Genomic DNA, 22,636 nt, shown 5'->3' on the forward strand with positions numbered 1-22,636 from the left:
GTTTTGCTTTAATTTGTTTGGATGGATGTCCAAAATAAAAACGGTCGAAATCCCTCATCGAGAGATCTCAACCGTTGTGATGTTAAGCCTTATTACAGTTTGATAAAGTCAGCCATGGAACGAACCTGAATGAGTCCTGTATTGGAAACCGCATCGGCAGATTGCAGCCCTTCTCTGGAAGTGAACCGTACCTTCACCGGAATGCCCGGAATGAGATCGAAGAAGTTGTCCGAGAATACGCCTTCCGCTTCAGAGGAAATCCATACTTGTTTGGCAAGCACATCACTTTCCAGTTGAAGATATTTGCCATCATTTTGGGTAAGTTCAGTTACTTTAATTTGTGCAAGCTGCAATGCAAGATCTTTGGATGGTGCAAAATAATGCTCCTGCACAATGTCCGCTGCTCCATTCTGCTTGAGATCAATTCGCAGCAGCGTTGATGCTGCATCATGTCCTTCAAGCCATTCAGCCTGGCTGAGTGACAACACCTGTTGACCCGAGTTGGAAGCCACTGTTACTTCACGCTCTTCTTCACGATACACCGTGCCATCGAATCCAATCAGACGAACCTGCAATTGACCTTTCACCGGCTCAAGCTGATCGGAGATGACATAAATATCTGTTGCATCGCCCTTGGTTCCGTCTACGGATACGAGTACATCGCTGAAGCTGCGTTTCGCATAATATTGCAATGCTTTCCAACGACCAAGGTAGTCCATACCGGCCCATGAAGCCACCGGCCAACAGTCATTCATTTGCCAGTAAAGCGTACCCATACAGAATGGTTTGCGGCGACGGTGCGCTTCAATCGCTGTCTTCATCGCTTCCGCCTGAAGCACCTGACTCATATACAGGAACGATGGGAAGTCCTTCGATTCATGCATGTACATATCCATGTACTGCTTGATCAGACGATTACCTGCCCCGTTCTTCTGATGCGCAAGCATGACTTCCGATTCCAGAGCCAGATCCTCTTCTTCCGCGTAAGTCCGGACTGACTTGTACTCCGGGAAAGACTGGAAGCCGTATTCACTCATGAAACGACCGACATGCACGTTGTAATTTTCAAACGGTTCTACATTGTGCCACACACCCCAGTAGTGGATGTCGCCTTCGGCTGTGGACGGGTGTGCATGCTGCTTCTCATCCCCTGTCAGTGATACAAGTGGTGAAGAAGGCCAGTAATCCACACCTGGAGCATACGCTTCAACCACTTCTGGCAGCAGATCATGGAAGATGGCTTCGTAATCGGCCCAGATGCTTTCACGCTGCTCGAAAGTAAATTCCTTCTTCCAGCCCCAGCCACCATTTTCAACATAGTGAGCCCAAGCCGAATCAATCTCGTTGTTCCCACACCAGAGTGCAATACTTGGATGATTGCGCAGACGTTTCACATTATCGATGGCTTCATGTCTCACACTGTTCAGGAACGCTTCGTCTCCCGGGTACATGCTACATGCAAACATGAAGTCTTGCCATACCAGAATTCCGTATTCATCACACAGTTCGTAGAACACATCCTGCTCATAGATCCCGCCACCCCACACACGAAGCATGTTCATATTGGACTCGGCAGCAGATACAATCTCATGTCGATAACGTTCACGAGTTATTTCAGTGATGAAGCTATCGTTCGGAATGTGGTTGGCCCCTTTGGCAAAGACCGCAACGCCGTTTAGTTCAAAATAAAAGGATGCTCCCGCTTCATCTTTGTCACGTACCAAGCGAATGGAACGAAGTCCTGTCTTCACTGTAGATTCAGCCACAGCCCGTTCACCTTGAAGCACTTCGGCAAGGAAAGTATACAGATGTGGGTCACCAAGCCCTCGGCTCCACCACAGTTTCGGTTCATTAATGGAGATTGCAATCTCCACCGTCTGAGCTCCCGGCTGCAGCGATACTGCTCTTTCCCATCTTTGACCATCTGCGCCAATACGAATGACCGTATCTACCGCTTGTGATGTCTCTACTTCTACAACAGCCGTTAATGAAGCCGAGTTTGCGCTCACTTCATTTTGCTGGATGTACACATCATTGATTCGCACCTGTGTCCAACCTTCAAGACGTGCTTCACGCCAGATACCACTGGTTACAAAACGTGGACCCCAGTCCCAGCCATAGTGATATGGAGCTTTACGTGCAAAGATACTTACTCTCTTATCGCCAAGTCCGCCAACATCGGACTGATCATTGGATGCCGGCAATGCATATCCGAGCTTCTCCAGCTTCGGCAGGTCTTCCTGAATCGGAGACCGAAAACGTATTCGGAGAATGTTGCCGTTCCCCTTTAATACGGCCTTCACATCCGCCTTCCATACCCGGAACATGTTATCTGCTGATAACACATGCACATCATTCACATACACTTCAGCATATGTATCCAAGCCATCAAACACCAGTTCCAGATGTTCCTGAGAGAACAGCGCTTCGGCAACGTCAAATTCCGTCTGATATTCCCAATCTATCTTATCAATCCATTGTACTTCCTTCTCGTTCGTTCCATAAAAAGGATCCGGAATCTTGCCCAGTTTCAGCAAATCTGTATGCACACAGCCGGGCACCTGAGCCGGCATCCACTCTTGATCTTCGCAAGCCTTGAACGTCCAATTCTGAAAAACCTGTGATTGTATTGTGCTCATGACAGCCTCCATTGTTGTTAGAGTTGGTAAACATTATTTTGTTAGGTTTTGTTATTGTAAAAACAAATAACTTACAAAACAAAATTAACACGATATGCTTCTCGTAGTCAATCTGTTTTGTAATTTAATTTGTTAAATGGTTTCTGCATACCAAAAAGACATGAAGCTCTAACCTCTCCATGTCTTTTACCTGATTTCATTTACCCGTATGTTCAATGTTAAAATGATCCCATAAGTTCATATCCTATTATTCTATACTGGCGTTATATTCATCGCGAATAATTAATTCCGAATAGATCAGCTTGCGTTCATAAGGTTCATCCAGATGTTTAATCCGCCACAAAAGTTGATCTACCGCTCTCGTGCCCAGATTCTCTTTGTTAATATGTACGGAAGCAAGAATGGGTTCATCCGTCTGCGTATTATCAAACCCGGTTACGGCACAGCGTTCAGGTACCTGAATACCTCGACTTCGAAGTGCTTCAAGGACAATAACAGCCGTATGATCATTCGCACATACGATGACTTCGGGGATGTCCTCCAGCTTCATTTCGGCAATCGATTTCCGCATCTGATCATACTCCGTTTCCAACAGGCCTGCTTGCTGTTCCCCCTCCAATTGCTTCTCTTCTAGCATCATACGATATCCAAGCCAGCGTTCTCGAAAACTTGCCGCATCGGGCAGTTGCCCGGCAAACTGGAACCTTTTGTAGCCTTTACCAACGAGCATGAGAACCAATTCTTTCATACATTTCATATTGTCCGTAAAAATCGAATCTGCGTATACGGCCGGGTCTTCATGGTCCACCATCACAAGCGGAATACCCAACCTGTATATCTCCAGCAATACCGATGTCGAGATGGTACCCACGGTAATGACTCCACTGATTGCTTCCGGATTAAGGACCGAGAACATCCGATCTGAAGAGGGTTCCGTTAACGTTAAAATATCTAAACCCTTCTCATTAAGCCTCTCCGAAATGCCATCGAACACTGGCCCCCAATACAAGGATGATCGATTCTGAGAACGAATGTTAGGAAACAAAATCAATACAGTACCTTGTCGCTCCGCTTCTGGCTTCATCTCGGATGACATCTGTATCTCCCCCGGATAACGCTTCGGTTCGGTTCTGAAATAACCGAGCTGCCCCGCCGTTCTGACAATCATCTCGCGTGTATGCTCACTTACACCAGGCTTGCCCGTCAGCGCACGGGAAACTGCGAATTTGGACACCCCCGCAGCATCCGCAATTTGCTGCATCGTTACTCTTTTGGCCATCCTACTCACCCGTTTTTTCTGATTTTCCATTCAGTTTAGCATAAAAAACAAAATTCAACAAAACAAGGTTATGTTATTATTTTTTTGTTAGGTATTTATTCATCTGTTATATAAGTGCTTCAACATAATTCAACATAACCAAAAAAAGGCCCTCTCCCCACCTTCCATAGAAGATGACGAAAGGACCTTTGTCCCTTACTTATACGCCTGGTGCTCCCTGATCGCCAAGTTCCGACTGTAAAGCCGGACGTTTTCTGCGCCAGAAGATAGGCTGTGGAAGTTTGATCTCTGTAATCAGAACACCAATCAACATCAAAGCTGCACCTGCATATCCTTGCACAGTTAATGACTCTCCTTGAAACGTAAAAGCAAAGGCCGCTGCAAACAGTGGTTCGAGTGAAAAAATCAGACTTGTTCTTGTGGGAGAAGCATGACGCTGCGCGAGCGTCTGCAAAATATATCCCAATCCGCTACACAACACACCTAACCCTAGAATTGCTGCCCAGGATTCAGCCGTATCGGGCATACGTGGCGTTTCCAGCAAAAATGTAGCCGCTATTCCCCACATCGCTGCAACACCTAATTGCACCGTGCCCAGTGTTAGCGGATCATACTTCGGTGTGTACTTGCCAGCAATCATTATATAGATTGCATACACGAGTGCTGCAAGAATGCACAGAATATCTCCCGTGTGCAGACTCAGCTCATGTTGAAGCGTCAGCAAGCCAAGCCCCGTAACTGCAACCAAGATACTTAGCGTCAATCGTTTGTCCGGCATACGACGATGCTGGATCGTCGTCAGGATGGGTACAAAAATAACGGCCAAACTTATCAGGAATCCCGCTTGGGATGTCGTTGTTCGTTGCACACCATAGGTGATAAATACAAATGCAGCGAATAAAGCTGTCCCCATAATGGCGCCTGCCACAAGTGTTCTGCGATTCATGTTAAACAACCGCCGATGAAAAAGAAGCCCTGCCGCAATAAAAGCAATTCCGAAACGAAATGCGACCAGATTCAATTCTTGCATGGACTCTAGGCCCGATTTCATAAACAGATAGGATGATCCCCATATGACCGTTGCGAGCAGCATCTGTATGTCCGCTCTTCTCGTTGCCTGACCTTGATTAACCTGTACACCATTCATCTTGCTTCAACCTTCATTCTATGTATTTTGATCTGTGTGATCGTGCGTCAAACTAACTCGCCTTGGCAAGTATAAACGATCTCTTTGCATTATAAAAATGAATATTTATAATGGATTATATGAAACGAATTCATGTATCCAAAATGGGAAGGAACGGAATCATTTATGTCACTGATCAAATACGAAATTTTGAATACCGTTGTGGAATATGGCAGTCTTACCAAAGCAGCAGAAGCATTGAACATCACCCAATCCGCAGTCAGCCATGCCATCGCCAGTCTGGAGACGGAATGTGGTTTCTCCCTGCTCCATCGCGGCCGCTCCGGTGTGCGTGTTACCGCTGAAGGTGAACGCATTCTGGGATACACCCGTGAGATTCTGCGCTGGACGGAACTAATGAACCAGGAAATCTCACTCATTCGCGGTGCGGAGATTGGTACCGTGCGTATTGGTACATTCGCCAGTGTCTCCACACAGTGGCTGCCTGGTATCCTGAAACAATTTCGCCTGCGTCACCCCGGAATTGAGATTAAGCTGTGGGAGGGCGATTATGCTGAGATTGAGGGCTGGCTGGCTGGAGGCGCCATCGATCTCGGATTTCTGTCCCTCGGCGATTCATCGCCTTTCGAGACGATTCCATTGCAAAAAGACAGGATGATGTGCATCCTGCCTCTAGATCATCCTCTCGCCTCAGAGGAATCTGTTTCATTTGATGTTCTGCTGGAGCAACCCTTTATTTTGCCCAAGTGGGGCGGAGATAACGAGATTGAACGACTGATCCGGCAGCATGCAGCCAAACTCAATGTTGTCTATGAAGTCGCAGAAGATCAAGCCATCATGGCGATGGTCCGTAACGGCCTCGGCATCAGTCTACTGCCGGAGATGGTTCTTCAAAATCATACCGATGCGCTTGCGCTCGTGCCGCTCTCTGGAGATCCTTATCGTACGATTGGCATGGCCTGTCCGTCTTTAGGCAATCTATCGCCAGCTACACGTCGTTTCATTGAAGAGGTACAACAGTGGCTTGCCCTAGCCATGTAACTTGGTAGAACTCACTACTTGTGTCGTTATGATCGATTTCTCCTATCCGTTACTCACAAATTGAATAACACCGAGCGTCAGCAGCAGTACAGATACAATCACAATCGCGATGCCAAAACCAATCAGAAAGCGCATGCCAGGTGAGCGTTTGTTCTACTCACTGCCTCCCAGGTTATCCAATTTCCGCTCAATTTGATCCAATCTTTCATTTACCTGCTTCAGATCTGGATTGGAGTTCATTCATCCATCTCCCCTTTCCTGTATAATCGGTCTATTCCCACACCCGATCCAGCTGATCTGCGTAGAAACGGATCGCTCGGTTATAATCATTGATTCTCTTGTCACTTGATGTATCCGCGAGTTGTACGAGCAGTCGTTGCATCGCTTCTGCATGTTCACCCAGATTATAGAGCACCATGGCATAGAAAACTTCAAATTCCCGGTACGCCGGGAATTCTTTCATCCCTTTTTCAAACCAAACTTTCGCCTGCTCGTACTGTCCAAGCGTTCTGTATGTACTGCCTAATCCGAGTATTGCACCTGCTCTGTCCTCCCCAGAAAGCCCAAGACTTAGTGCCCTCTCATAATACGGAACAGCTTCCCGCTCCAATCCAAGCGAATCATGTGCCCAAGCCAGCTGATACCAAACATCCGCATTCTCGGGTTCCTGCATCGTTATTTCTTGCAGAAGCTCAATTGCTTCCTGCATCTTACCTTCTTGTCTCCATCGCACAGCCTGTTCCAAATTACTCATGCTGTCACTTCCCATCCTGCATTATAATTCCCACATATATGATTCAATTGTTTTATTATACCAAAAAAGCACCCCAGAGAATATGTTGTAACAACCCAAGGTTGTCCAAACGCTATTCCATCGTGTGCTTTTTCATTCGATGCAGCCTGTTATAAAAAATGGACTAAAGCATATTTCCACTGGACATTTCGATGACAGAACAACCTTCTGTCCTCTCCGTTTTGTGTAAATGTTTAGTTCAAATTATATAGCTAAGCTGAAATCTCTCTGAAAACAATCTGTTCATCACCTTATTAAGACCATACCGTGTTCGCTACCATGACAATAAATACGAGCATGAGATAGTTCACCGAGATTAGAAAGTTCACTTTTGCCCACTTCTCATCATCCTGTGTCTTCAGTCCGCTAAGTGTATGCACGAACCAGATGAGTCCACCGATCAGAGATACAATTAGAAATACCAGACCAACGTAGTTGTAGTAGTACAACAGGAATACAGCAGGAAGCAGCAGAAAAACATAAGGAATCATCTGAAGCTTGGTGCGTTTCACGCCTTTAACCACAGGTAACAACGGGAAACCGGCAGCACGATACTCCTCCACCCGGCGAATACCCAATGACCAGAAGTGTGGTGGTTGCCACAGGAACAATAATGCAAACAGCAACCAGGCACCTGCATCAATTTCATTCGTTACAGCTGTATAACCGATGACAGGCGGCATCGCTCCTGCAATTCCACCCAGCGATGTGCTCCATGTCGAGTTACGTTTCAACCACATCGTGTATATCACGATGTAAGCGAACCATCCGAGCAGTGCCATCCAACCTGATAACGGATTCACCAGAAGATACAGTACTGCTAGTCCCACAACACCAAGGATAATGCCATAGCCAAGTACAAACCCCGGCTTCAGATGATTAATGTAATCCATCCTTTTTTTGGTGCGCTCCATCTTTTGGTCCAATTCACGATCCCAATAATTGTTGATAACACAAGCTGAAGCAATAACCAAAGTTGATCCAATCACGACCAAGAGCAGAGATAACCAGTTGATATCCCATTTTGAAGCTACCCAGAATCCTACTGCCACCGCAAACACATTCAGCCTTAGAAGTCCGGGTTTGGTTAATGCAATCATGTCTTTAAGCATGAGGCTCCTCCTGAACTATGTAAAAACACCATTCCAATAATGATACATGTACCTACCATTAATTACAATCGCTTTCATGAATTTGTCATAACCAAAAAGCATCCCTCACCGTTCCATGAACGGGAGGAATGCTTGACTGATCAATTTCATCTCATTTTTATGGGATGTATTGTTGTACAATTTTAGTGACTTTTCCGTCCTGCACCGTCAGATGATAGGGGAATACGGATAGATCAAGGATACGGGTATTCTCATACAACGATTCAAACTTGGATAATGTCACAGGTTCATTCCACTGAATGTCTGCACCCTGCATCGTACCATCCCGATCATACAACTGCATCAATACTTCAGCATTGGCACTAATCTCAACCTGTTCCTGCTCTTTACTGTCATTAACAATATAGTAACCATCTGGAGCACCATCTATACCGGCTTCTGGATTACGCTGTGCAAAAACCGCATCGGCTTCTTCACCTTGATACCAGCCAATCTTGTCCACTGTCATAACCAACTTGCCATTCTCTTGGTGCAAACCTTCCACATAGGCAGTAAACATCTCAGAGTTGGCAACCTGAGATTCTTTCGCTGAAGGTTGTGAAGCTTCTGTACTACCTTGAGCATTCGCAGGGGTAAGCAAATATGTAGTCAGCACAATCATACCAAGTAAAGCAACAACTGCACCGATCATTCGTAGTTTCCATTGTTTTGTCGCGTTCTTCATAGGTAACATCTCTCCTTAATATGAACGTTACTATTCCTTAACCGGAAGTCTTGCTTCTCAAACGCTCATGTGAACTATCCATTCCAACGTTCCTTCTTTTCCTATCATACTTGGAACAAGGATTCTAAAAGTATCAGCCAGATTAAAAATAGTTACAACGCGCGTCATCAGTTCTGTCTATCGTCTTCGTAAACGGCAAAGAACCCTGAATGGCGATGCCTTCAAGGGTTCTTTACTTGCTACTCTTAATGATTGGGTGTGGAGCTTTGCGCCAAACGAACGAGCATATGAGCCAGCATGTGGCGTTCATCTTCCTTACCGACATTCCACAACTCCTGAAGCAGTTTTTCTTCACGATTACGAGGTTCTTCCCGAGCTGCCAGATAATCAGCTACTTTCTCAGCAATCTTAGCCATCTGTTCCTCGCTTAGTCCAATGGATTCCCCCATCGCAATTCGCTTACCCAGGTATTCTTTGAATGCATCAAAGTTCTGTAAAATCTGTTCTCTTTCTTCTGGCGCAATCTTCTCAATTGCATTGTCCACCTTGTCAGTAGAAACTTGGCCATCTTTATGGATGACATGATTTTGTTCACTCATCGAAATAACCTCCTTGAAAGTAATCGTTCATTGGATTTATGAAACATGCGTAACAATAACCGGTTATCTATAATATAAACGGCTTGCCCAAGATTAATCAGTCCATTTCTATCCTGTATGTGTCTTACCTGTATACGTCTTTATTCTTCAAGCAACACGATTCAAAAAGGCTACAGCGGTTAATCGTTTACATATACGTAGTGGTGTTTGGATATGATAAGGAACACCTTATACCTTACGGAACAAGGAGGGATATCACATGAGCGACAAAACCAAACATGAGAAAACAAACGACGAACTTGAACCCGGCGTGAACACAGTTATCCACCCTGATAAGAAAAATCCCGGGCCAACGGATATGATTGAAGGTGTGGTAGGTGATATCGCGGAAAACATTCGCAAAGATTTCTCACATGACTCAAAGGACGAGAAGTTTTCTTCCAAGTCAACGGATTCATCGAGTAAATAAGCGTGATTCTTTTCTCCATAGCCAAAGATAGCTCAAAAAGTCCTCCTGCCACATGCATGGCTTGGGAGGACTTTTTGGTAACGCAAAATTGAAATTCAACCTCTAATCAGGAGGTGAATTTCAAAGTGAATCCTTTGTCATTTGTTGCAGCGCCTTATGAATCCAGATGGCGGCAATGGAACCTTCACCCATCGCAACCGTTGCTTGCTCTGCATGTAAACCCAGATCTCCGGCAATCCATACATTCGTCGCTGCCTGCAAGCTGCGCGGATCAGCTTCTACATGTTTATTATCTGCGATTACAGCTCCCAGCTGCTCTGCCAATTCATAGTGCACCCGATTGCCTCCAAAAGCGATAAACCCGCGCTCCGACTCAAAAATCTGTCCATCTTCGGTCAGAACACCGGTGATATGGCCATCCTCGATCTGCTGTACTTCCTGGATCGCCGCTTCCAGATAACGAACGCCCGCCTCTTTCATACTGCGATGAAGCTCTGCTGATATGGGGGCCTGCTCATGATTGATATATAACAGATCATTTGTACGTTGAATTAAAATCATGGCCATATTGGCACCTGCTTCACCAGATCCCAACAGCACCGTACGTTGATTCTGAATCTCATAACCATCGCAATCAGGGCAGACATAGACTGTACGCCCCAGCGTCGGAGTTAATCCCGGAATGTCGGGAACTCTATCCGAGAGCCCTGTTGCCAGTAGCACGGTTTTGCTCCTATATTCAGATCCGGAAGTACCGAACAATTGGATCTTCTCCCCCTGACGACCTGCTTTAACAATACGATCTTTCTCAAAAGATACACCAGTCTGCTCTGCCTGCAACCTGCCTCGGGCACGGAGTTCTTCGCCAGACACCCCATCGGGGAAACCGAGAATATTATGATACGTCCGACATAACGTCGATCTGCCCTCTCCCGCATCAATCACCAAGACCTGATGGGCCGAATAACGTCCAAGCTGAATGGCTGCCTGAAGCCCTGCGAGCCCTCCACCTACGATTATGCAATCAACCTCTCGCATGCTCCTTCTCCTCCTGAACATATATTTGTCCTTCTATACATTAAACCGTTCAGTCAAACTTAACGCGTCCTCTTATTGCTTATCTTATACCAAAACAAACAGACCCAAACCATCCGCCAGAATCACAGTTCGTTTGAGTCTATCAGATTCATGAATATTTAGAAGTTATATGATTCAAATCGTGATGCATTCGAAATGGCGTTCCATACATCGGCTGTTTCGCCGCCCATATACCAGTATGCCAGTCCAGCAATTTGCCGTTGCTCACTCATCAACACTTTGGCTGATAACGAACGGCTATCCTCTGCCCATATATATCTTGGCATACCGTTACTATTGTATCCAATAATATATTGAACCAGAATCGCATCCCATCGTCTTACAGATCCCGAGGTATGTGCACGTGTTCCCTGTTCTGCCAGTGTAATGTCCCAAGAACTAGCTGCCGGATTCACTGAAGACCAATCCCGTGTATATAGCGGAAGGGCCAAAATCGTTTTGGCATGTACCACCTCAGAGAGCATGGTATCCAATGCCTTTTCCACCCACGGAAGAGATGCCACTGATCCTGCTTTCGGATCACCGTTCCAGTGTTCCTCGTATCCCATCAGCACCATATAATCCGATACAGCTCCCAGTTTGGCATAATCAAATGCATCCGTCCAATCTGTACCGAGGTCTGGTGATACATCCACAGACACTACTGCTCCCAATGCGTGTAACGTAGCCGTCAAGGAGGTGACAAATGCGGTTAACCCTTCACGATCCGCAGGATCGACATTCTCGAAGTCGACGTTGATGCCGTCCAATTTATAGGTTTTGACATAGGCGGCTACCTGTGAGATCACTGCCGCTCGGTTGACCGAACTGGATAACATCTGATGGGTGAGTGCCGGATCTGAACGATTACCAAGCAACGGCCATAGCTGCCTGTCTGTGGCGGATGCCCAGGAGATCAATGCAGGGTCCGCGTGATCTGTTACTTTCATACTGCTGTTCAGGAAAAACCAGCGCGGGACGAGCGTATTCACTTCAGACTGTTCCACCTGCTTCTTGAATTCAGCTGTAGTGGAGTTATACTGCCACCCCAGCTGAACCCCGAGTTCATCTCCACGTTGTAACTGCTCAGACCATGTTTTCTTTTGTAAAATGGCATCGAGCATGACGGCTGCTTCTTCGCGCGTTACCTGATCATGTGGTCGGAACACGCCTCCGCTTCCCTTCATCAGTCCAAGCTGATATACCGTTTGCACATAAGGGCGTGCCCAGTCCGAGATATCATCTGCGTCAAAATAGGTTGAAGATAAGAGTGATGTCTCTACGGGTTGTTGTTTTAACATCCGAACAAGTAGGGCTGCCGCTTCTTCGCGCGTAATGGAAGCATCCGGCTGGAACGTGCCCTGACCCTTGCCCTCCAAAATAAAAAGATTCGTCATGGCGGCAACGTTACCATAATACCAAGCATTCATGCTTATATCCTGATAGGGATTAATATTATTTTTAACCGGCTTCAAACCTAGCAATCTCACCGCAAACGTTGCAAATTCTGCACGAGTAACGGCTTTCTTCGGTTCAAACGTAGTCTCTGACGTACCGGCAGCAATGCCTTTGTCCACTAGATGTGTAATGGCATCCTTGGCATAACTGGTACGCGTATCCTGAAACTGTTGCTGGACTGTTGCAGCTTGAACAGTATTGCTATATCCAACCACCGATCCAAGTGTTAATATCCCGCATAAAGCCATTTTCCATAGACGTTGGTTCGTTATGTCTTTTAATCTATTATTCACATTAAAAAGCCTCGCTTCATTGAATTACGATCAACTATCATCGTATCAAATTGAAGCGAGGCCGTATGTGGTTAAATGTTGGGAAATGCGAAGCTTACTTAAATCAATTTCATAACTTATTACAATGAATTTGTGTAATTATAGCCTTGATTGAAGCAGCTAAAGGTATTATGAAATTGATTTACTTGTGTACTTTTACGCGCTCTTCAATCGGTTGGAATTCTTTCTCACCCGGTGCTGCTGTTGGTTTACCAAATGGCATTTGAGCGATCAATCTCCAGTTCTCAGGAATATTCCATTCTTGCTTCACTTTCTCGTCAATCAACGGATTGTAGTGCTGCAAAGATGCACCCAGACCTTCTTGTTCCAAAGCAGTCCAGATTACCAGTTGCAACATACCGTTGGATTGGTTCGCCCAGATCGGGAAGTTATCTGCATAAGCTGCAAAATTCTGTTGAAGCTGTGCGATCGCATTGTTGTCTTCGAAGAAGAGAACCGTACCATATCCGCTGCGGAATCCAGTCATTTTCTCAGCAGTGGATTTGAAAGCTTCTTCATTACCTACCACTTCACGCAAAATTTCTTCTGTGTGATTCCACAATTTATCATGTTGTTCACCGAGCAATACAACGGCACGGGATGTTTGTGAGTTGAAGGAAGTTGGTGTATATTTCACCGCTTCTTCTACGATTTCCTGGATTTTAGCATCCGAAATTGTAGATTCCTTGCTGATTCCATAATAAGATCTTCTGTTTTTCAACGCATCAAAAAAAGTAGTCATTCTTATTCGCCTCCCAAAATGGTGTTTTTCATTGCCAACATAGTAACTATAATATAGTAACATACATTAGTCAACAAACTAATTTATTTTCACTAAATATACATTCACCAAAAACACTTCAACCTCTTTGCTCAAACAGCAATTGTAATTACCCTTCGCTCGCCTTTTTGCGGTAATCTGCCCGGTATTTCTCTTCGGTAGACGAGTTGCTTTTCGTCTGATCTTTATTCTTCTCTTCCTGAGCCTCCATATTCAGATCTTCCATCGGAATTGGATCTACAGTCTGTTCTTCTTCATGTCGGTCAAGCAAACTTTCTTGCTCCGTCTTATATTGTTCGGGACTGTCATGGGATCGTTCCTGACGGGTATCGCTGTTATTCTGATCCGGTGTGCGCTCTTTCATTCATGATCGCCTCCTCTGGTTTCATTACCCTTTCTTTACCTGTTCTGCCTGTCCTCTAAACAAGGTGATGTGCATTTCCTGAAAGAAAATCAACAAAAAAAGCCAACCAGACAAGCTGGTCAGCTCACAGAAGACTTCTATGTTTGGCGATGCAATTGGGAACGATACAGATCAGGCGAACATCCCACACTTTGTTTGAACATCCGGCTAAAATGCGAAAGGCGTTTGAAACCGGACAATCGACTCGCTTCTGTCACGGTGATTTCCGGCTGGAACTGAAACAACAGCTTCGCCTGATTGATGCGACGATCATACAGGTATTTGAATATCGTCAGACCTGTCATTTCCTTGAACATGCCTGCCAGATATGGCTTGGACAGATGTAATTCCAGTGCCAAATCATCCAGACCAATATCCTTCATATAGTGTGTATCCACATAACGGATAATATGTTGCACATGCCGCTCCCTCTCCGATGAAGGAAGGTGTTCTTCTACATCTCCCTGGCAGATCTCTGCTACAAAATACAACAGATCACATAGTCGCACATTCATGCGCTCCTGCCTGTAACTGGTCTGACTTTGAGACAGTCGATGAAGATCATGCAATAGCGCTTCGAATTCAGTGCGGGTCTCTTTTGTCAAATTGACTCGGCAATTTCTGAGTTCTTCAAATGGCTTGAGCACCTCAACCATGCGGTCCGGATGCAGGCTGCTGCGAATGGCAGACGGATCAAAATGCAGTGTGCTTCGCTCATAAGCACTGCCGGGTGTCGGATGCGGTCGATGAAGAGTCAAGCCATGCATCAGCACCAGATCACCCGGCTCCAGATTGTATACCCGATCTCCTATGATATAGGTACATTCTCCAGCATGAAAATAATAAATCTCATAGTGTGGATGTGAATGGAATCCATCTGACTTGCCCGGGTTAAACGTACTGGTGGAACGGTAACTGTACTCCAGTGGAGCACTAAATTGCATCATACTCGGCACATTCATGCACCTCCTGTTCGGGAGAGGGAAATGACTCCGGTCATGCCCCTATAGGATATATGAAAGTGAATTATAAAAGCTGTTTAATACTTTCTTGAATCTCTTCGATGGAGTCGATCGGTTCGAAACGTCTGACCACACGGCCCTCTGCATCAATCAGGAATTTCGTGAAATTCCATTTGATCGCATCGCCATGTAACCATTCTGGTGCTTTATCGGCCACCATCAATTTTAATAGTTTTGCCTGTATATCTGTTTCATCAAAGCCAGCAAAAGGGCCTGATCTTTTCAAAAAGTCGTAGAGCGGGTGCGCCGCTTCTCCATTCACATCCAGTTTGGAAAAGATAAGGAATTTCACACCATAGTTAATCTGACAGAAGGATTCTGCTTCCGAACTGCTTCCAGGCTCCTGCTCTGCAAACTGGTTGCACGGGAAACCAATAATCTGAAGCCCTTGATCCTTGTACTGGTCATACAGCTTCTGCATGTCATCGAACTGGTGCGTATATTTACATTTACTTGCCGTATTTACGATGAGCACAGGTTTTCCTTCATATTGATAGAGCGGGAAACGCTCTCCACTGGTTCTGGTTACGGTAAAGTCGTAGATGGTTGGCATAAGTCTAGTGCACCTCGCGATAGTTATGTAGTCATATGGAATCATATATCATTGATAATTATATACGAAGTTTGAACTATTGTATCGCGAAAGATATTGATGGTTCAGATTATACTCAGCTTCAACAACATCCTCTTCCTTCATTTAAATGTGTCCCATGAATCCCCATAAAATCACTGCAAAGCTACATATATATCAATCTCATTATTGGGACTTTCCGGTTGATAACGCTCATCCCATATTTCAAAATCATAATCTTTGGGTTTATGTCCGTTCTCACAGATCCACTGTCCATAGACATAATCGTATGTATCACCAATCTCTGACTCAATCCCTCGATGTGTGCAAGTCACATATTTGCTGTCAGGGACCTGATGACTTATCATCTCGGATGGAACATTCTCCAAACTAGTTACTTCATATCCTATTAGATGTGTAAATTTATCAACCTTTGCGTTGAAATCCTCTTTCATCGGATACATCTGCATCAACATGACGTTATCATTTTTTCGATATTGAATTTCATCTTTTCTCTCAACAAGCTTATGATAGTGGCTCTTGCTCAGACCCGATTCGAACTCTTCTATAGTCGCTTCGATTAAGTATCCTACAACGCGAAAAGCGGGCAAAGTGATGACTTTCATTTCCATAAGAATCTCCTCCGATGGATAAACTCTGATCATGGATTAATTCTCCCTTTCAACAGAAAACCCTTCTGCCGCGAAAATTTCCTCGTTAGCAAAAGGGTAATATTACGGGATCACAGTGATAGCAGCTTTAACCCTTCACGGCACTTCCGGCCACGCCCTGGATAATGTAATGCTGGCCCACCAGGAAAACGATAATCATTGGTATAATGCCTGCCGTGGCAGCGGCCATCATGCCATTGTAGTCCACATTGTTCTCCAGAATAAAGTTCTGTAGTCCTAGTGGCACGGTGTACAGGTCTTTGTCGATCAGGAACACGAGCGCGTTCTCATAATCATTCCAGTGCCAAGAGAAATCGATGATCGCCAGCGTAGCCAGCGCAGGTTTCGCCAAGGGCAGAATCAGCCTGAAGAATATACGCAAGTGTCCAGCACCGTCGATGAACGCAGCTTCCGAGATTTCCGAAGGCACCGACAGGAAGAACTGTCGCAGCATAAACACCCCGAAGATCGTGAACATTCCAGGCAGGATCAATGCCCAATGCGTATTATATATGCCAGCCCATTCAAACATCAGGAACTTCGGTACAAAGAGCACCTGAGGTGGCACCATCATCATCGAGAGATAGATCAGGAACAGTGTCTCCCGGCCTTTGAATTGAATCCGTGCGAAGCCATACGCTGCAAAAGCCGAGAGAAACACAGCTCCGACCGTGCTAATTAGCGATATTTTTAACGAGTTCAGATAATACGTCGCAAAGGTATCCACTCCGCTCCAGACCTTAATGTGGTGCTCCCAGTTCAGGCTAGAGGGTATCCACTGGATGGGATAGGTGAATACGTCTGCAGGAGATTTGAACGACGTGCTGATCATCCAGATGAACGGCATAATCATCAGTAAGGCAAAACCGGCCATCAGAAGTGTCAGTATGATTCTCCGAATCTGCGTCAAGGACTCCATGCGGACTTTAGGTGATTGCGGAACTGTGGGCTTCGCGTTCGTGGCAATTCGTTTCTCCATAACGATTCCCTCCCCTCATTAATAGTGAACCCAACGTTTCTGACCGAGCCACTGCAATACAGTGAAGATCATGATGATGGCAAAAAGCGCCCAGCTAATGGCAGCAGCGTATCCCATCTCGTAATATCGGAAGGCATTCTGGTAGATAAAGAGCGACAGCACGGTTGTGCTGTTCCCTGGCCCACCCTGGGTAATCGCCTGAATGATACCAAAGTTCTTGATGGTCATAATCAGCCCTGTAATCAGCAGCAAAAAGGTAGTCGGGCTTACAAGCGGCCAGATTACTTGGCGTATCGTCTGCCAGGGGCGGGCTCCATCAATCCGTGCTGCCTCAGCCAATTCCTCCGGGATTTCCTGCAAGGCGGCCAGATAAATAATCATGTTGTAACCCAGCATGAACCAGATCCAGATGATATCAATCGCATACATGGACCACTCCGTTGTCGATAACCAGCCGGGTGGATTTGTAATACCGATCCCGCGCAAGAAACCGTTAATCGGTCCCGACGTTGGCTGGAACAGCAGCATCCAGACAAAGGCGATGGCAACACCGCTGGTGATATAGGGCATGAAATAGAGGGCACGCAGCGTTTTTTGCCAGTACACGGACTTGTTCAGCGCTACAGCGACGATAAATGCCAACCCCATCGATACAGGAACCGCTAACAGAAAGACAAATGTATTTCGCAGCGCCACCCCAAACAGATCATCATTCATCATTCGGCGAATGTTATCCAACCCGACGAAATTCGTCTCGGGGCTCATGAATTTGTAATCGGTGAACATGAGATAGAACGAATAGACAGCCGGTATAATAAAAAACAACAGCACGCCAATCATATTGGGCCCAATAAACAGATACCCGAGCCTGCTCTGCCGTTTCATCCAGGATTTATGCATATGCTCCCCCACTCCTTAACATCTGTTCTGGAATTAAGCATAACAAGATGTCCTCTAACATTTAAGGAACATAACCCTGTACCTGATATCACAGATATATGTATTTCGGCAGTGCCTTTCGGGAGGGAGACAACATGGAATTGTTCTATTCCCTTTAGTCCCGAGAGAGTAGAATCATACAGATAAATTATAGACCGGGCTGCCCGGAAAGCCTGACAATGTCATATCTCTAATGCTCTATTGATCTGTTGCTTATATAGAAAAAACCGTCCCAATGGGGACGGTCTTTGGACTCAGTGCATTCGCATTCTATTGATTCTGCTTGAGCCAATCATTATGACGTTTGACCATGTTCTGTACCGTAATTTCTGCAGTCTGGTTACCAAGGAAGAACTTTTCATACTCCTGTGCACGCAGATCGACCACCTCTTGTGCAATGCTGCGGACAAACGTAGGTGTCTCGTCACCATACAACACAAATTCCAGTGACTCTTTATCATAGGAATCGGCATAATCACCGAGCAGATGATCAATAGCAGTCTGTTGATCGACCGCATTCGAGGAAGGCAGACGTCCACCCGCAGCCATTGGCATCATACCCCCATCGGCGTACCATTTCAGGAACTCCCATGCGGCTTCTTTATTTTTCGACTTGGAATTAATCGCGATAAAGTCACCCAGTCCTCCGCTCTTCACCATATCTGCTTCCTGTGCAGCCAGCCTCGGTACAGGGGCAAAAGCGATTTTCCAATCCCGCGGGAACTCGGCCATATTGTTCGATGTGCGGATCAGCCATTCGCCGATATTAATCATGGCAGACTCACCGCCAAGGAACATGTTTTCCACCGGCATTTTGGATGTCAGCTGTTCGCCAAGTGGTGGCGTGGTTGCATCCTCTTTCATCATTCCGTTCAATGTCTCCAGCCATTTGGTAACGAGTGGATCATCGAGGTTGGAAGTACCGTCTGCCTTAACATAGCCGTTCTTCACCAGAACGGAATCAAGCGGATCTACATAGGAAGCGGTATGCTGCACCAATCCGTATTTGAAGCCAGCAGCCTTCAGCTTGAGTGCATATTCACGGGCTTCATCCCATGTCCAGGCTGTTGGTACACTCAGTCCGGCCTGATCAAGCGCTTTCATATTTAAAGCGAAGAAGGCAGCATTTTTCTTGGTCGGCATCCCGTAATATTTGCCGTCCACTTTCCAGGAAGCCGCATCTTCCCCCATTTTCTCATCAATGTTGTAGTCGGTGAACTCGCCCAGATCCAGTGCTGTTCCACCCTTGATACGTTTATCCAGATTCGTGAGGGTGTAGTTGACATATAGATCAACGTTCTGCCCCGTGGACAGCGCCGTATCCAGCTTCAGGTTGCCATCATCGTCATTCACAAACCGCACATATTCCACCTGAATATCAGGATGCTCCGCATTCCAGGTATCCACCACTTCCTGTGGACCATTCTCGGGCGGTACCGCGCCCCACATGGTGAGCTTCACTTTCCCCCCTGCCGCTCCACCTCCGTTATCTCCACCGTTCGTTTCATTTTTACCTACACAGCCGGCAAGCAAGCCCAGCATCAGCGCACCTACGATTAATCCCGTTAATCCTTTTTTGATTCTCATCTGGTCACATGACCTCCCTGAATTGAAGTGTACCTTCCGTTACATCGTAGCAGGGACCTTGCTGGGTTCATAAGATACATATCCATGATTCGAATTGAACAAAAATACGGATTTACTTGTGCTTGACTGAGCACTCAATACACATATTCCTTCTACTCATCCTGTGAGTCACGAGCGATGGCGATACTGGCTGGGCGTGCAACCGGTCCAACGCTTGAATATTTTGATGAAATAATTATCACTTCCGAACCCTACCCGGTAACCAATCTCCTGTACAGGAAGATCCGTCTCGCGCAAGTATTCAGCCGCTTTCTCCATCCGTACCCCGTGTAAGTAGTGAATGAGGGTATGACCGGTTTTCTTTTTGAACAAAGCACTCACATAATTCTCGCCCATCATCACATATCGTGACATGGATTTGACGGTAATGTCCTGGTCGTAATGCTGTCCAATGTACTCAATAATTTTACTAATCTCCGGATGCTTCACATTCGGCTCACGAACAGGTGTGAACGGAAGGTCCGTCTCAGGCGGGGGCGCTGAAGAGACCGTCAGAGAATTAGGCGAAGCAGGCGATGATGTAATTAACGGAGATGGAGATGGCACTTCATGATGGTCTGCCTCCGTTCGTACTTCCGCCGAAGCTCCCAGTTCCGCACTAACTTTACGGAGTGTATCACGCAGCGAATTCACACTCATGGACAGCTTCAGAATATAATTCGAAGCCCCATATTCCATCGCACGGCGCACATATTCGAACTCCCCCATACAGGTGAGCATCACAAACTTGGTCTTTAACCCGGCCTGACGGGTCTGTTTGAGTAATTCCAGACCATCCATACCCGGCATGACAATATCGGTCAGCACCAAATCCGGTGTGTCCTGTATGATCATCGCCAGCGCTTCGGTCCCATTACCGGATTCTCCGATGACCGTGAAGCCCAGCTCTTCCCAGGAAATAATCTCTCGCACCGACTCCCGTACAAATACCTCATCTTCTACAAGCAATACCTTCCACATGTTCAGGATTCCCCTCTCTAGTCGTCCGGGACGTGTCTGAAACCTCCGAAGCGCGAGTTTTCAGACACGTCTCTAGTCAGACCGCTTCTGTACGTAAGGCGTCGACAACAAAAAAGGAATGCTGAACCTCACTAATGTCCCTGGTTGATTATCCATTATTTCAAGTTTACTTTGGCCTTTGAACAATAACCGCAATCGTTCCCTGAGATTGGATAGTCCGATCCCCGGACGCGTCCGGGTGACCTGCTGACGCCGGGATTCCTCCATTCCGATTCCGTTGTCTGCCACCTCCAGCATCAGTGTTCCTGTGTCTTGCCTATATATGCTGATACGGATCTGACCAAGCTGCTCCTGTGGTCCAACACCGTGGTGAATGGCGTTCTCGACCAGTGGCTGCAAGCTCAGCTTGGGCACCAGTGCGTACTCCAGCTTATCGTCAAATTCACAAGTCACCTCGAAGCTATCGCGGTAACGAATCCGCTGGATATGAAGGTAGGCTTGAACCAGTTCGATCTCATCCTTCAGGTAAACCAATTCGACCTGTGAATTCAAGCTGACCTCCAGCAATTTTCCCAGGGAAACACACATCTCTGAGATTTCTTCATTCCCGCTGCGGATCGCACTCCATTTCATTGTATTCAATGTGTTCAGGAGAAAGTGCGGATTCATCTGAGCCAGGAGCATATGAAAATGTACCGCTTCCTTCTGGCGTTCCTCCGTCTTGAGCCTATTGATCATCTGATTGGCATCATCCAGCATCGTATTAAACGTACGTGTCAGTTCCAGTACTTCTCCACGGCTGTGGCCCTCAGGAATACGAATCTTGAGGTTTTTGCGGACAACCTCCTTCATCTGTTTCTGCAGATGCGACAAAGGGCGTGTGAACGTTGCCGAAATCATAAAAGCCATCAGCACAAATGCGCCTGTGAAGCCAAAAAAGGTCAGAAAGTAACGTTGCTTAAGCTCAGATATCTCTGTAAACAAAATGGAAAGTGGAATGCGATTCACCATATACCAATCCAGTGATTCAATGTACACGTAGTTAATCAGCGTATCCGAAGCTGGATCAGTTAGATACGCCTGTGCCGGATGAAGAGCTATTTCACGCGTAACTTCCGGGGAAAGCGTAGCTGTTTTGGATGAACGGGCGATGGTCTCCCCGCTACCTGTAATCAGAAAGTACTCCCGGTTACTCTGTGAATCCTTCAGCATCGTTTGGAACCAGTAAGAGTAATCAATGCTGATCCGAGCCAGTCCGTAGCGCTTGCCGCCGCTATCTTTCATGTAGGCATACAGCGACAACAGGTACGGGCTGGAGGATAACTCCTTGAGCACATGGTTGGTATCCCGTGCATCCCAGCGATAGAAAAGTTCTTCCGGTTGAAGCGGGGGCGCATCTGCACCCCCTTTTGGGATCGTTATTTCTCCAAGACGCTCGCGGAATTGCTCCAGATAGGGGCCATACGCCAGTGCTTTTTTCGGCAAATACGAAGTGTAAACGCTATCATGAAAATCCAGCAAGGTAAAGTACACCGAAGGATTATATAGAAAGAAACTGTTATTGATCATCTTGAACTTCTCTTCCACCAGCGCCTTGTTCTCAAGCGGAGTACGATTGTCCGGGGAGGTGAGCACACTTCTTACCGCAGAATCCTGTTCCAGAAAAATGAGCGTTTTGAAGGCGATACTCATCTGATCCTCCAGAGAGCGGTACATCTGCACCAGCTGTTCATGACTCTGTTCACTGATTTTCTGCTCGACCAAGGATTCAATCTGCTGATAATTGTAGACATTCAATGCACTGAACGGCAAGAGAATTAACAACACAAATGCACCGAACAGACGGTACCTGAGCCGCTGTGGCAACCAACTCTTCCAGTTTGGCTTCTTCATTCCTTTGCGCTCGCTCCCCTACAATTAATGACCCCATTATAGCACCTGCCTGCCATTTACAGCCGGGGGCGAATGATTTGCATGGATTTGTGATATTCGT

At 46.3% G+C, this 22,636-nt stretch carries 21 protein-coding genes; 2 read left to right on the forward strand and 19 right to left on the reverse strand.

The window, feature by feature from the left end; translation table 11 throughout:
• Positions 1-92 precede the first annotated feature (92 nt).
• From OM416_RS10320 to OM416_RS10330, 3 genes are all read right to left on the reverse strand, one after another.
• On the reverse strand, positions 93-2,639 hold the full coding sequence (locus OM416_RS10320; RefSeq protein ID WP_264929127.1) for a beta-mannosidase: 2,547 nt from the start codon (positions 2,637-2,639) through the stop codon (positions 93-95).
• A 247-nt stretch (positions 2,640-2,886) separates the two neighbouring features.
• Positions 2,887-3,918, reverse strand: a complete 1,032-nt coding sequence (locus OM416_RS10325; RefSeq protein ID WP_264929128.1) for a LacI family DNA-binding transcriptional regulator — start codon at positions 3,916-3,918, stop codon at positions 2,887-2,889.
• A 199-nt stretch (positions 3,919-4,117) separates the two neighbouring features.
• Positions 4,118-5,065 (reverse strand): DMT family transporter, encoded by a 948-nt coding sequence (locus OM416_RS10330; protein WP_264929129.1) that lies wholly within the window; start codon positions 5,063-5,065, stop codon positions 4,118-4,120.
• Positions 5,066-5,230: 165 nt separating this feature from the next.
• Here OM416_RS10330 and OM416_RS10335 point away from each other — a divergent pair, with 165 nt between their 5' ends.
• Positions 5,231-6,106, forward strand: a complete 876-nt coding sequence (locus OM416_RS10335) for a LysR family transcriptional regulator (protein ID WP_264929130.1) — start codon at positions 5,231-5,233, stop codon at positions 6,104-6,106.
• A gap of 271 nt (positions 6,107-6,377) precedes the next feature.
• On the opposite strand, the gene OM416_RS10340 is transcribed toward OM416_RS10335, so the two are convergent.
• From OM416_RS10340 to OM416_RS10355, 4 genes are all read right to left on the reverse strand, one after another.
• On the reverse strand, positions 6,378-6,860 hold the full coding sequence (locus OM416_RS10340) for a tetratricopeptide repeat protein (RefSeq protein ID WP_264929131.1): 483 nt from the start codon (positions 6,858-6,860) through the stop codon (positions 6,378-6,380).
• A 293-nt stretch (positions 6,861-7,153) separates the two neighbouring features.
• Positions 7,154-8,011, reverse strand: a complete 858-nt coding sequence (gene cyoE / locus OM416_RS10345; protein WP_264929132.1) for a heme o synthase — start codon at positions 8,009-8,011, stop codon at positions 7,154-7,156.
• A 157-nt stretch (positions 8,012-8,168) separates the two neighbouring features.
• Entirely contained in the window at positions 8,169-8,735 is a 567-nt protein-coding gene (locus OM416_RS10350; RefSeq protein WP_264929133.1) for a hypothetical protein, read from the reverse strand.
• A 245-nt stretch (positions 8,736-8,980) separates the two neighbouring features.
• The gene (locus tag OM416_RS10355; RefSeq protein WP_264929134.1) at positions 8,981-9,334 is read right to left on the reverse strand and encodes a DUF3243 domain-containing protein; all 354 of its coding nucleotides are present in this window, start codon (positions 9,332-9,334) and stop codon (positions 8,981-8,983) included.
• Positions 9,335-9,593: 259 nt separating this feature from the next.
• Here OM416_RS10355 and OM416_RS10360 point away from each other — a divergent pair, with 259 nt between their 5' ends.
• Positions 9,594-9,803: a hypothetical protein gene (locus OM416_RS10360; protein WP_264929135.1), complete on the forward strand. Its 210-nt coding sequence runs from the start codon at positions 9,594-9,596 to the stop codon at positions 9,801-9,803.
• Positions 9,804-9,923: 120 nt separating this feature from the next.
• Here OM416_RS10360 and OM416_RS10365 read toward each other — a convergent pair whose 3' ends face one another.
• The 12 genes from OM416_RS10365 to OM416_RS10420 form a co-directional block, all read right to left on the reverse strand.
• Positions 9,924-10,841, reverse strand: coding sequence for an NAD(P)/FAD-dependent oxidoreductase (locus OM416_RS10365; protein ID WP_264929136.1), 918 nt, complete (start codon positions 10,839-10,841; stop codon positions 9,924-9,926).
• A 158-nt stretch (positions 10,842-10,999) separates the two neighbouring features.
• Positions 11,000-12,631, reverse strand: coding sequence for an S-layer homology domain-containing protein (locus OM416_RS10370; RefSeq protein ID WP_264929137.1), 1,632 nt, complete (start codon positions 12,629-12,631; stop codon positions 11,000-11,002).
• A 181-nt stretch (positions 12,632-12,812) separates the two neighbouring features.
• Entirely contained in the window at positions 12,813-13,412 is a 600-nt protein-coding gene (locus OM416_RS10375; RefSeq protein WP_036670536.1) for a nitroreductase family protein, read from the reverse strand.
• 148 nt (positions 13,413-13,560) lie between these two features.
• Positions 13,561-13,815, reverse strand: a complete 255-nt coding sequence (locus OM416_RS10380) for a hypothetical protein (RefSeq protein WP_264929138.1) — start codon at positions 13,813-13,815, stop codon at positions 13,561-13,563.
• Between the two features lie 137 nt (positions 13,816-13,952).
• On the reverse strand, positions 13,953-14,801 hold the full coding sequence (locus tag OM416_RS10385) for an AraC family transcriptional regulator (RefSeq protein WP_264930669.1): 849 nt from the start codon (positions 14,799-14,801) through the stop codon (positions 13,953-13,955).
• A gap of 79 nt (positions 14,802-14,880) precedes the next feature.
• Positions 14,881-15,429, reverse strand: a complete 549-nt coding sequence (locus tag OM416_RS10390; protein WP_264929139.1) for a glutathione peroxidase — start codon at positions 15,427-15,429, stop codon at positions 14,881-14,883.
• A gap of 173 nt (positions 15,430-15,602) precedes the next feature.
• Complete coding sequence (locus OM416_RS10395) at positions 15,603-16,112, reverse strand: GyrI-like domain-containing protein (protein ID WP_264929140.1); 510 nt, start codon at positions 16,110-16,112, stop codon at positions 15,603-15,605.
• A gap of 94 nt (positions 16,113-16,206) precedes the next feature.
• The gene (locus tag OM416_RS10400; protein WP_264930672.1) at positions 16,207-17,037 is read right to left on the reverse strand and encodes a carbohydrate ABC transporter permease; all 831 of its coding nucleotides are present in this window, start codon (positions 17,035-17,037) and stop codon (positions 16,207-16,209) included.
• A 78-nt stretch (positions 17,038-17,115) separates the two neighbouring features.
• Positions 17,116-17,997 (reverse strand): carbohydrate ABC transporter permease, encoded by an 882-nt coding sequence (locus tag OM416_RS10405; RefSeq protein WP_264929141.1) that lies wholly within the window; start codon positions 17,995-17,997, stop codon positions 17,116-17,118.
• A 309-nt stretch (positions 17,998-18,306) separates the two neighbouring features.
• Positions 18,307-19,623: an ABC transporter substrate-binding protein gene (locus tag OM416_RS10410; protein ID WP_264929142.1), complete on the reverse strand. Its 1,317-nt coding sequence runs from the start codon at positions 19,621-19,623 to the stop codon at positions 18,307-18,309.
• Between the two features lie 168 nt (positions 19,624-19,791).
• Positions 19,792-20,643, reverse strand: a complete 852-nt coding sequence (locus OM416_RS10415; protein WP_062833960.1) for a response regulator transcription factor — start codon at positions 20,641-20,643, stop codon at positions 19,792-19,794.
• A 72-nt stretch (positions 20,644-20,715) separates the two neighbouring features.
• A complete protein-coding gene (locus OM416_RS10420) occupies positions 20,716-22,536 on the reverse strand; it encodes a histidine kinase (protein WP_062833959.1) in 1,821 nt (606 codons plus the stop codon).
• Between the last annotated feature and the right edge of the window lie 100 nt (positions 22,537-22,636).

Source organism: Paenibacillus sp. LS1, assembly GCF_026013365.1.
Lineage (GTDB): Bacteria > Bacillota > Bacilli > Paenibacillales > Paenibacillaceae > Paenibacillus.

Excerpts from the sequence above, each read along its gene's own strand:
- OM416_RS10320 (WP_264929127.1), bottom strand. The coding sequence starts at position 2,639 with ATGAGCACAATACAATCACAGGTTTTTCAGAATTGGACGTTCAAGGCT.
- OM416_RS10325 (WP_264929128.1), bottom strand. The coding sequence starts at position 3,918 with ATGGCCAAAAGAGTAACGATGCAGCAAATTGCGGATGCTGCGGGGGTG.
- OM416_RS10330 (WP_264929129.1), bottom strand. The coding sequence starts at position 5,065 with ATGAATGGTGTACAGGTTAATCAAGGTCAGGCAACGAGAAGAGCGGAC.
- OM416_RS10335 (WP_264929130.1), top strand. The coding sequence starts at position 5,231 with ATGTCACTGATCAAATACGAAATTTTGAATACCGTTGTGGAATATGGC.
- OM416_RS10340 (WP_264929131.1), bottom strand. The coding sequence starts at position 6,860 with ATGAGTAATTTGGAACAGGCTGTGCGATGGAGACAAGAAGGTAAGATG.
- cyoE (WP_264929132.1), bottom strand. The coding sequence starts at position 8,011 with ATGCTTAAAGACATGATTGCATTAACCAAACCCGGACTTCTAAGGCTG.
- OM416_RS10350 (WP_264929133.1), bottom strand. The coding sequence starts at position 8,735 with ATGAAGAACGCGACAAAACAATGGAAACTACGAATGATCGGTGCAGTT.
- OM416_RS10355 (WP_264929134.1), bottom strand. The coding sequence starts at position 9,334 with ATGAGTGAACAAAATCATGTCATCCATAAAGATGGCCAAGTTTCTACT.
- OM416_RS10360 (WP_264929135.1), top strand. The coding sequence starts at position 9,594 with ATGAGCGACAAAACCAAACATGAGAAAACAAACGACGAACTTGAACCC.
- OM416_RS10365 (WP_264929136.1), bottom strand. The coding sequence starts at position 10,841 with ATGCGAGAGGTTGATTGCATAATCGTAGGTGGAGGGCTCGCAGGGCTT.
- OM416_RS10375 (WP_036670536.1), bottom strand. The coding sequence starts at position 13,412 with ATGACTACTTTTTTTGATGCGTTGAAAAACAGAAGATCTTATTATGGA.
- OM416_RS10380 (WP_264929138.1), bottom strand. The coding sequence starts at position 13,815 with ATGAAAGAGCGCACACCGGATCAGAATAACAGCGATACCCGTCAGGAA.
- OM416_RS10385 (WP_264930669.1), bottom strand. The coding sequence starts at position 14,801 with ATGATGCAATTTAGTGCTCCACTGGAGTACAGTTACCGTTCCACCAGT.
- OM416_RS10390 (WP_264929139.1), bottom strand. The coding sequence starts at position 15,429 with ATGCCAACCATCTACGACTTTACCGTAACCAGAACCAGTGGAGAGCGT.
- OM416_RS10395 (WP_264929140.1), bottom strand. The coding sequence starts at position 16,112 with ATGATCAGAGTTTATCCATCGGAGGAGATTCTTATGGAAATGAAAGTC.
- OM416_RS10400 (WP_264930672.1), bottom strand. The coding sequence starts at position 17,037 with ATGGAGTCCTTGACGCAGATTCGGAGAATCATACTGACACTTCTGATG.
- OM416_RS10405 (WP_264929141.1), bottom strand. The coding sequence starts at position 17,997 with ATGCATAAATCCTGGATGAAACGGCAGAGCAGGCTCGGGTATCTGTTT.
- OM416_RS10410 (WP_264929142.1), bottom strand. The coding sequence starts at position 19,623 with ATGAGAATCAAAAAAGGATTAACGGGATTAATCGTAGGTGCGCTGATG.
- OM416_RS10415 (WP_062833960.1), bottom strand. The coding sequence starts at position 20,643 with ATGTGGAAGGTATTGCTTGTAGAAGATGAGGTATTTGTACGGGAGTCG.
- OM416_RS10420 (WP_062833959.1), bottom strand. The coding sequence starts at position 22,536 with ATGAAGAAGCCAAACTGGAAGAGTTGGTTGCCACAGCGGCTCAGGTAC.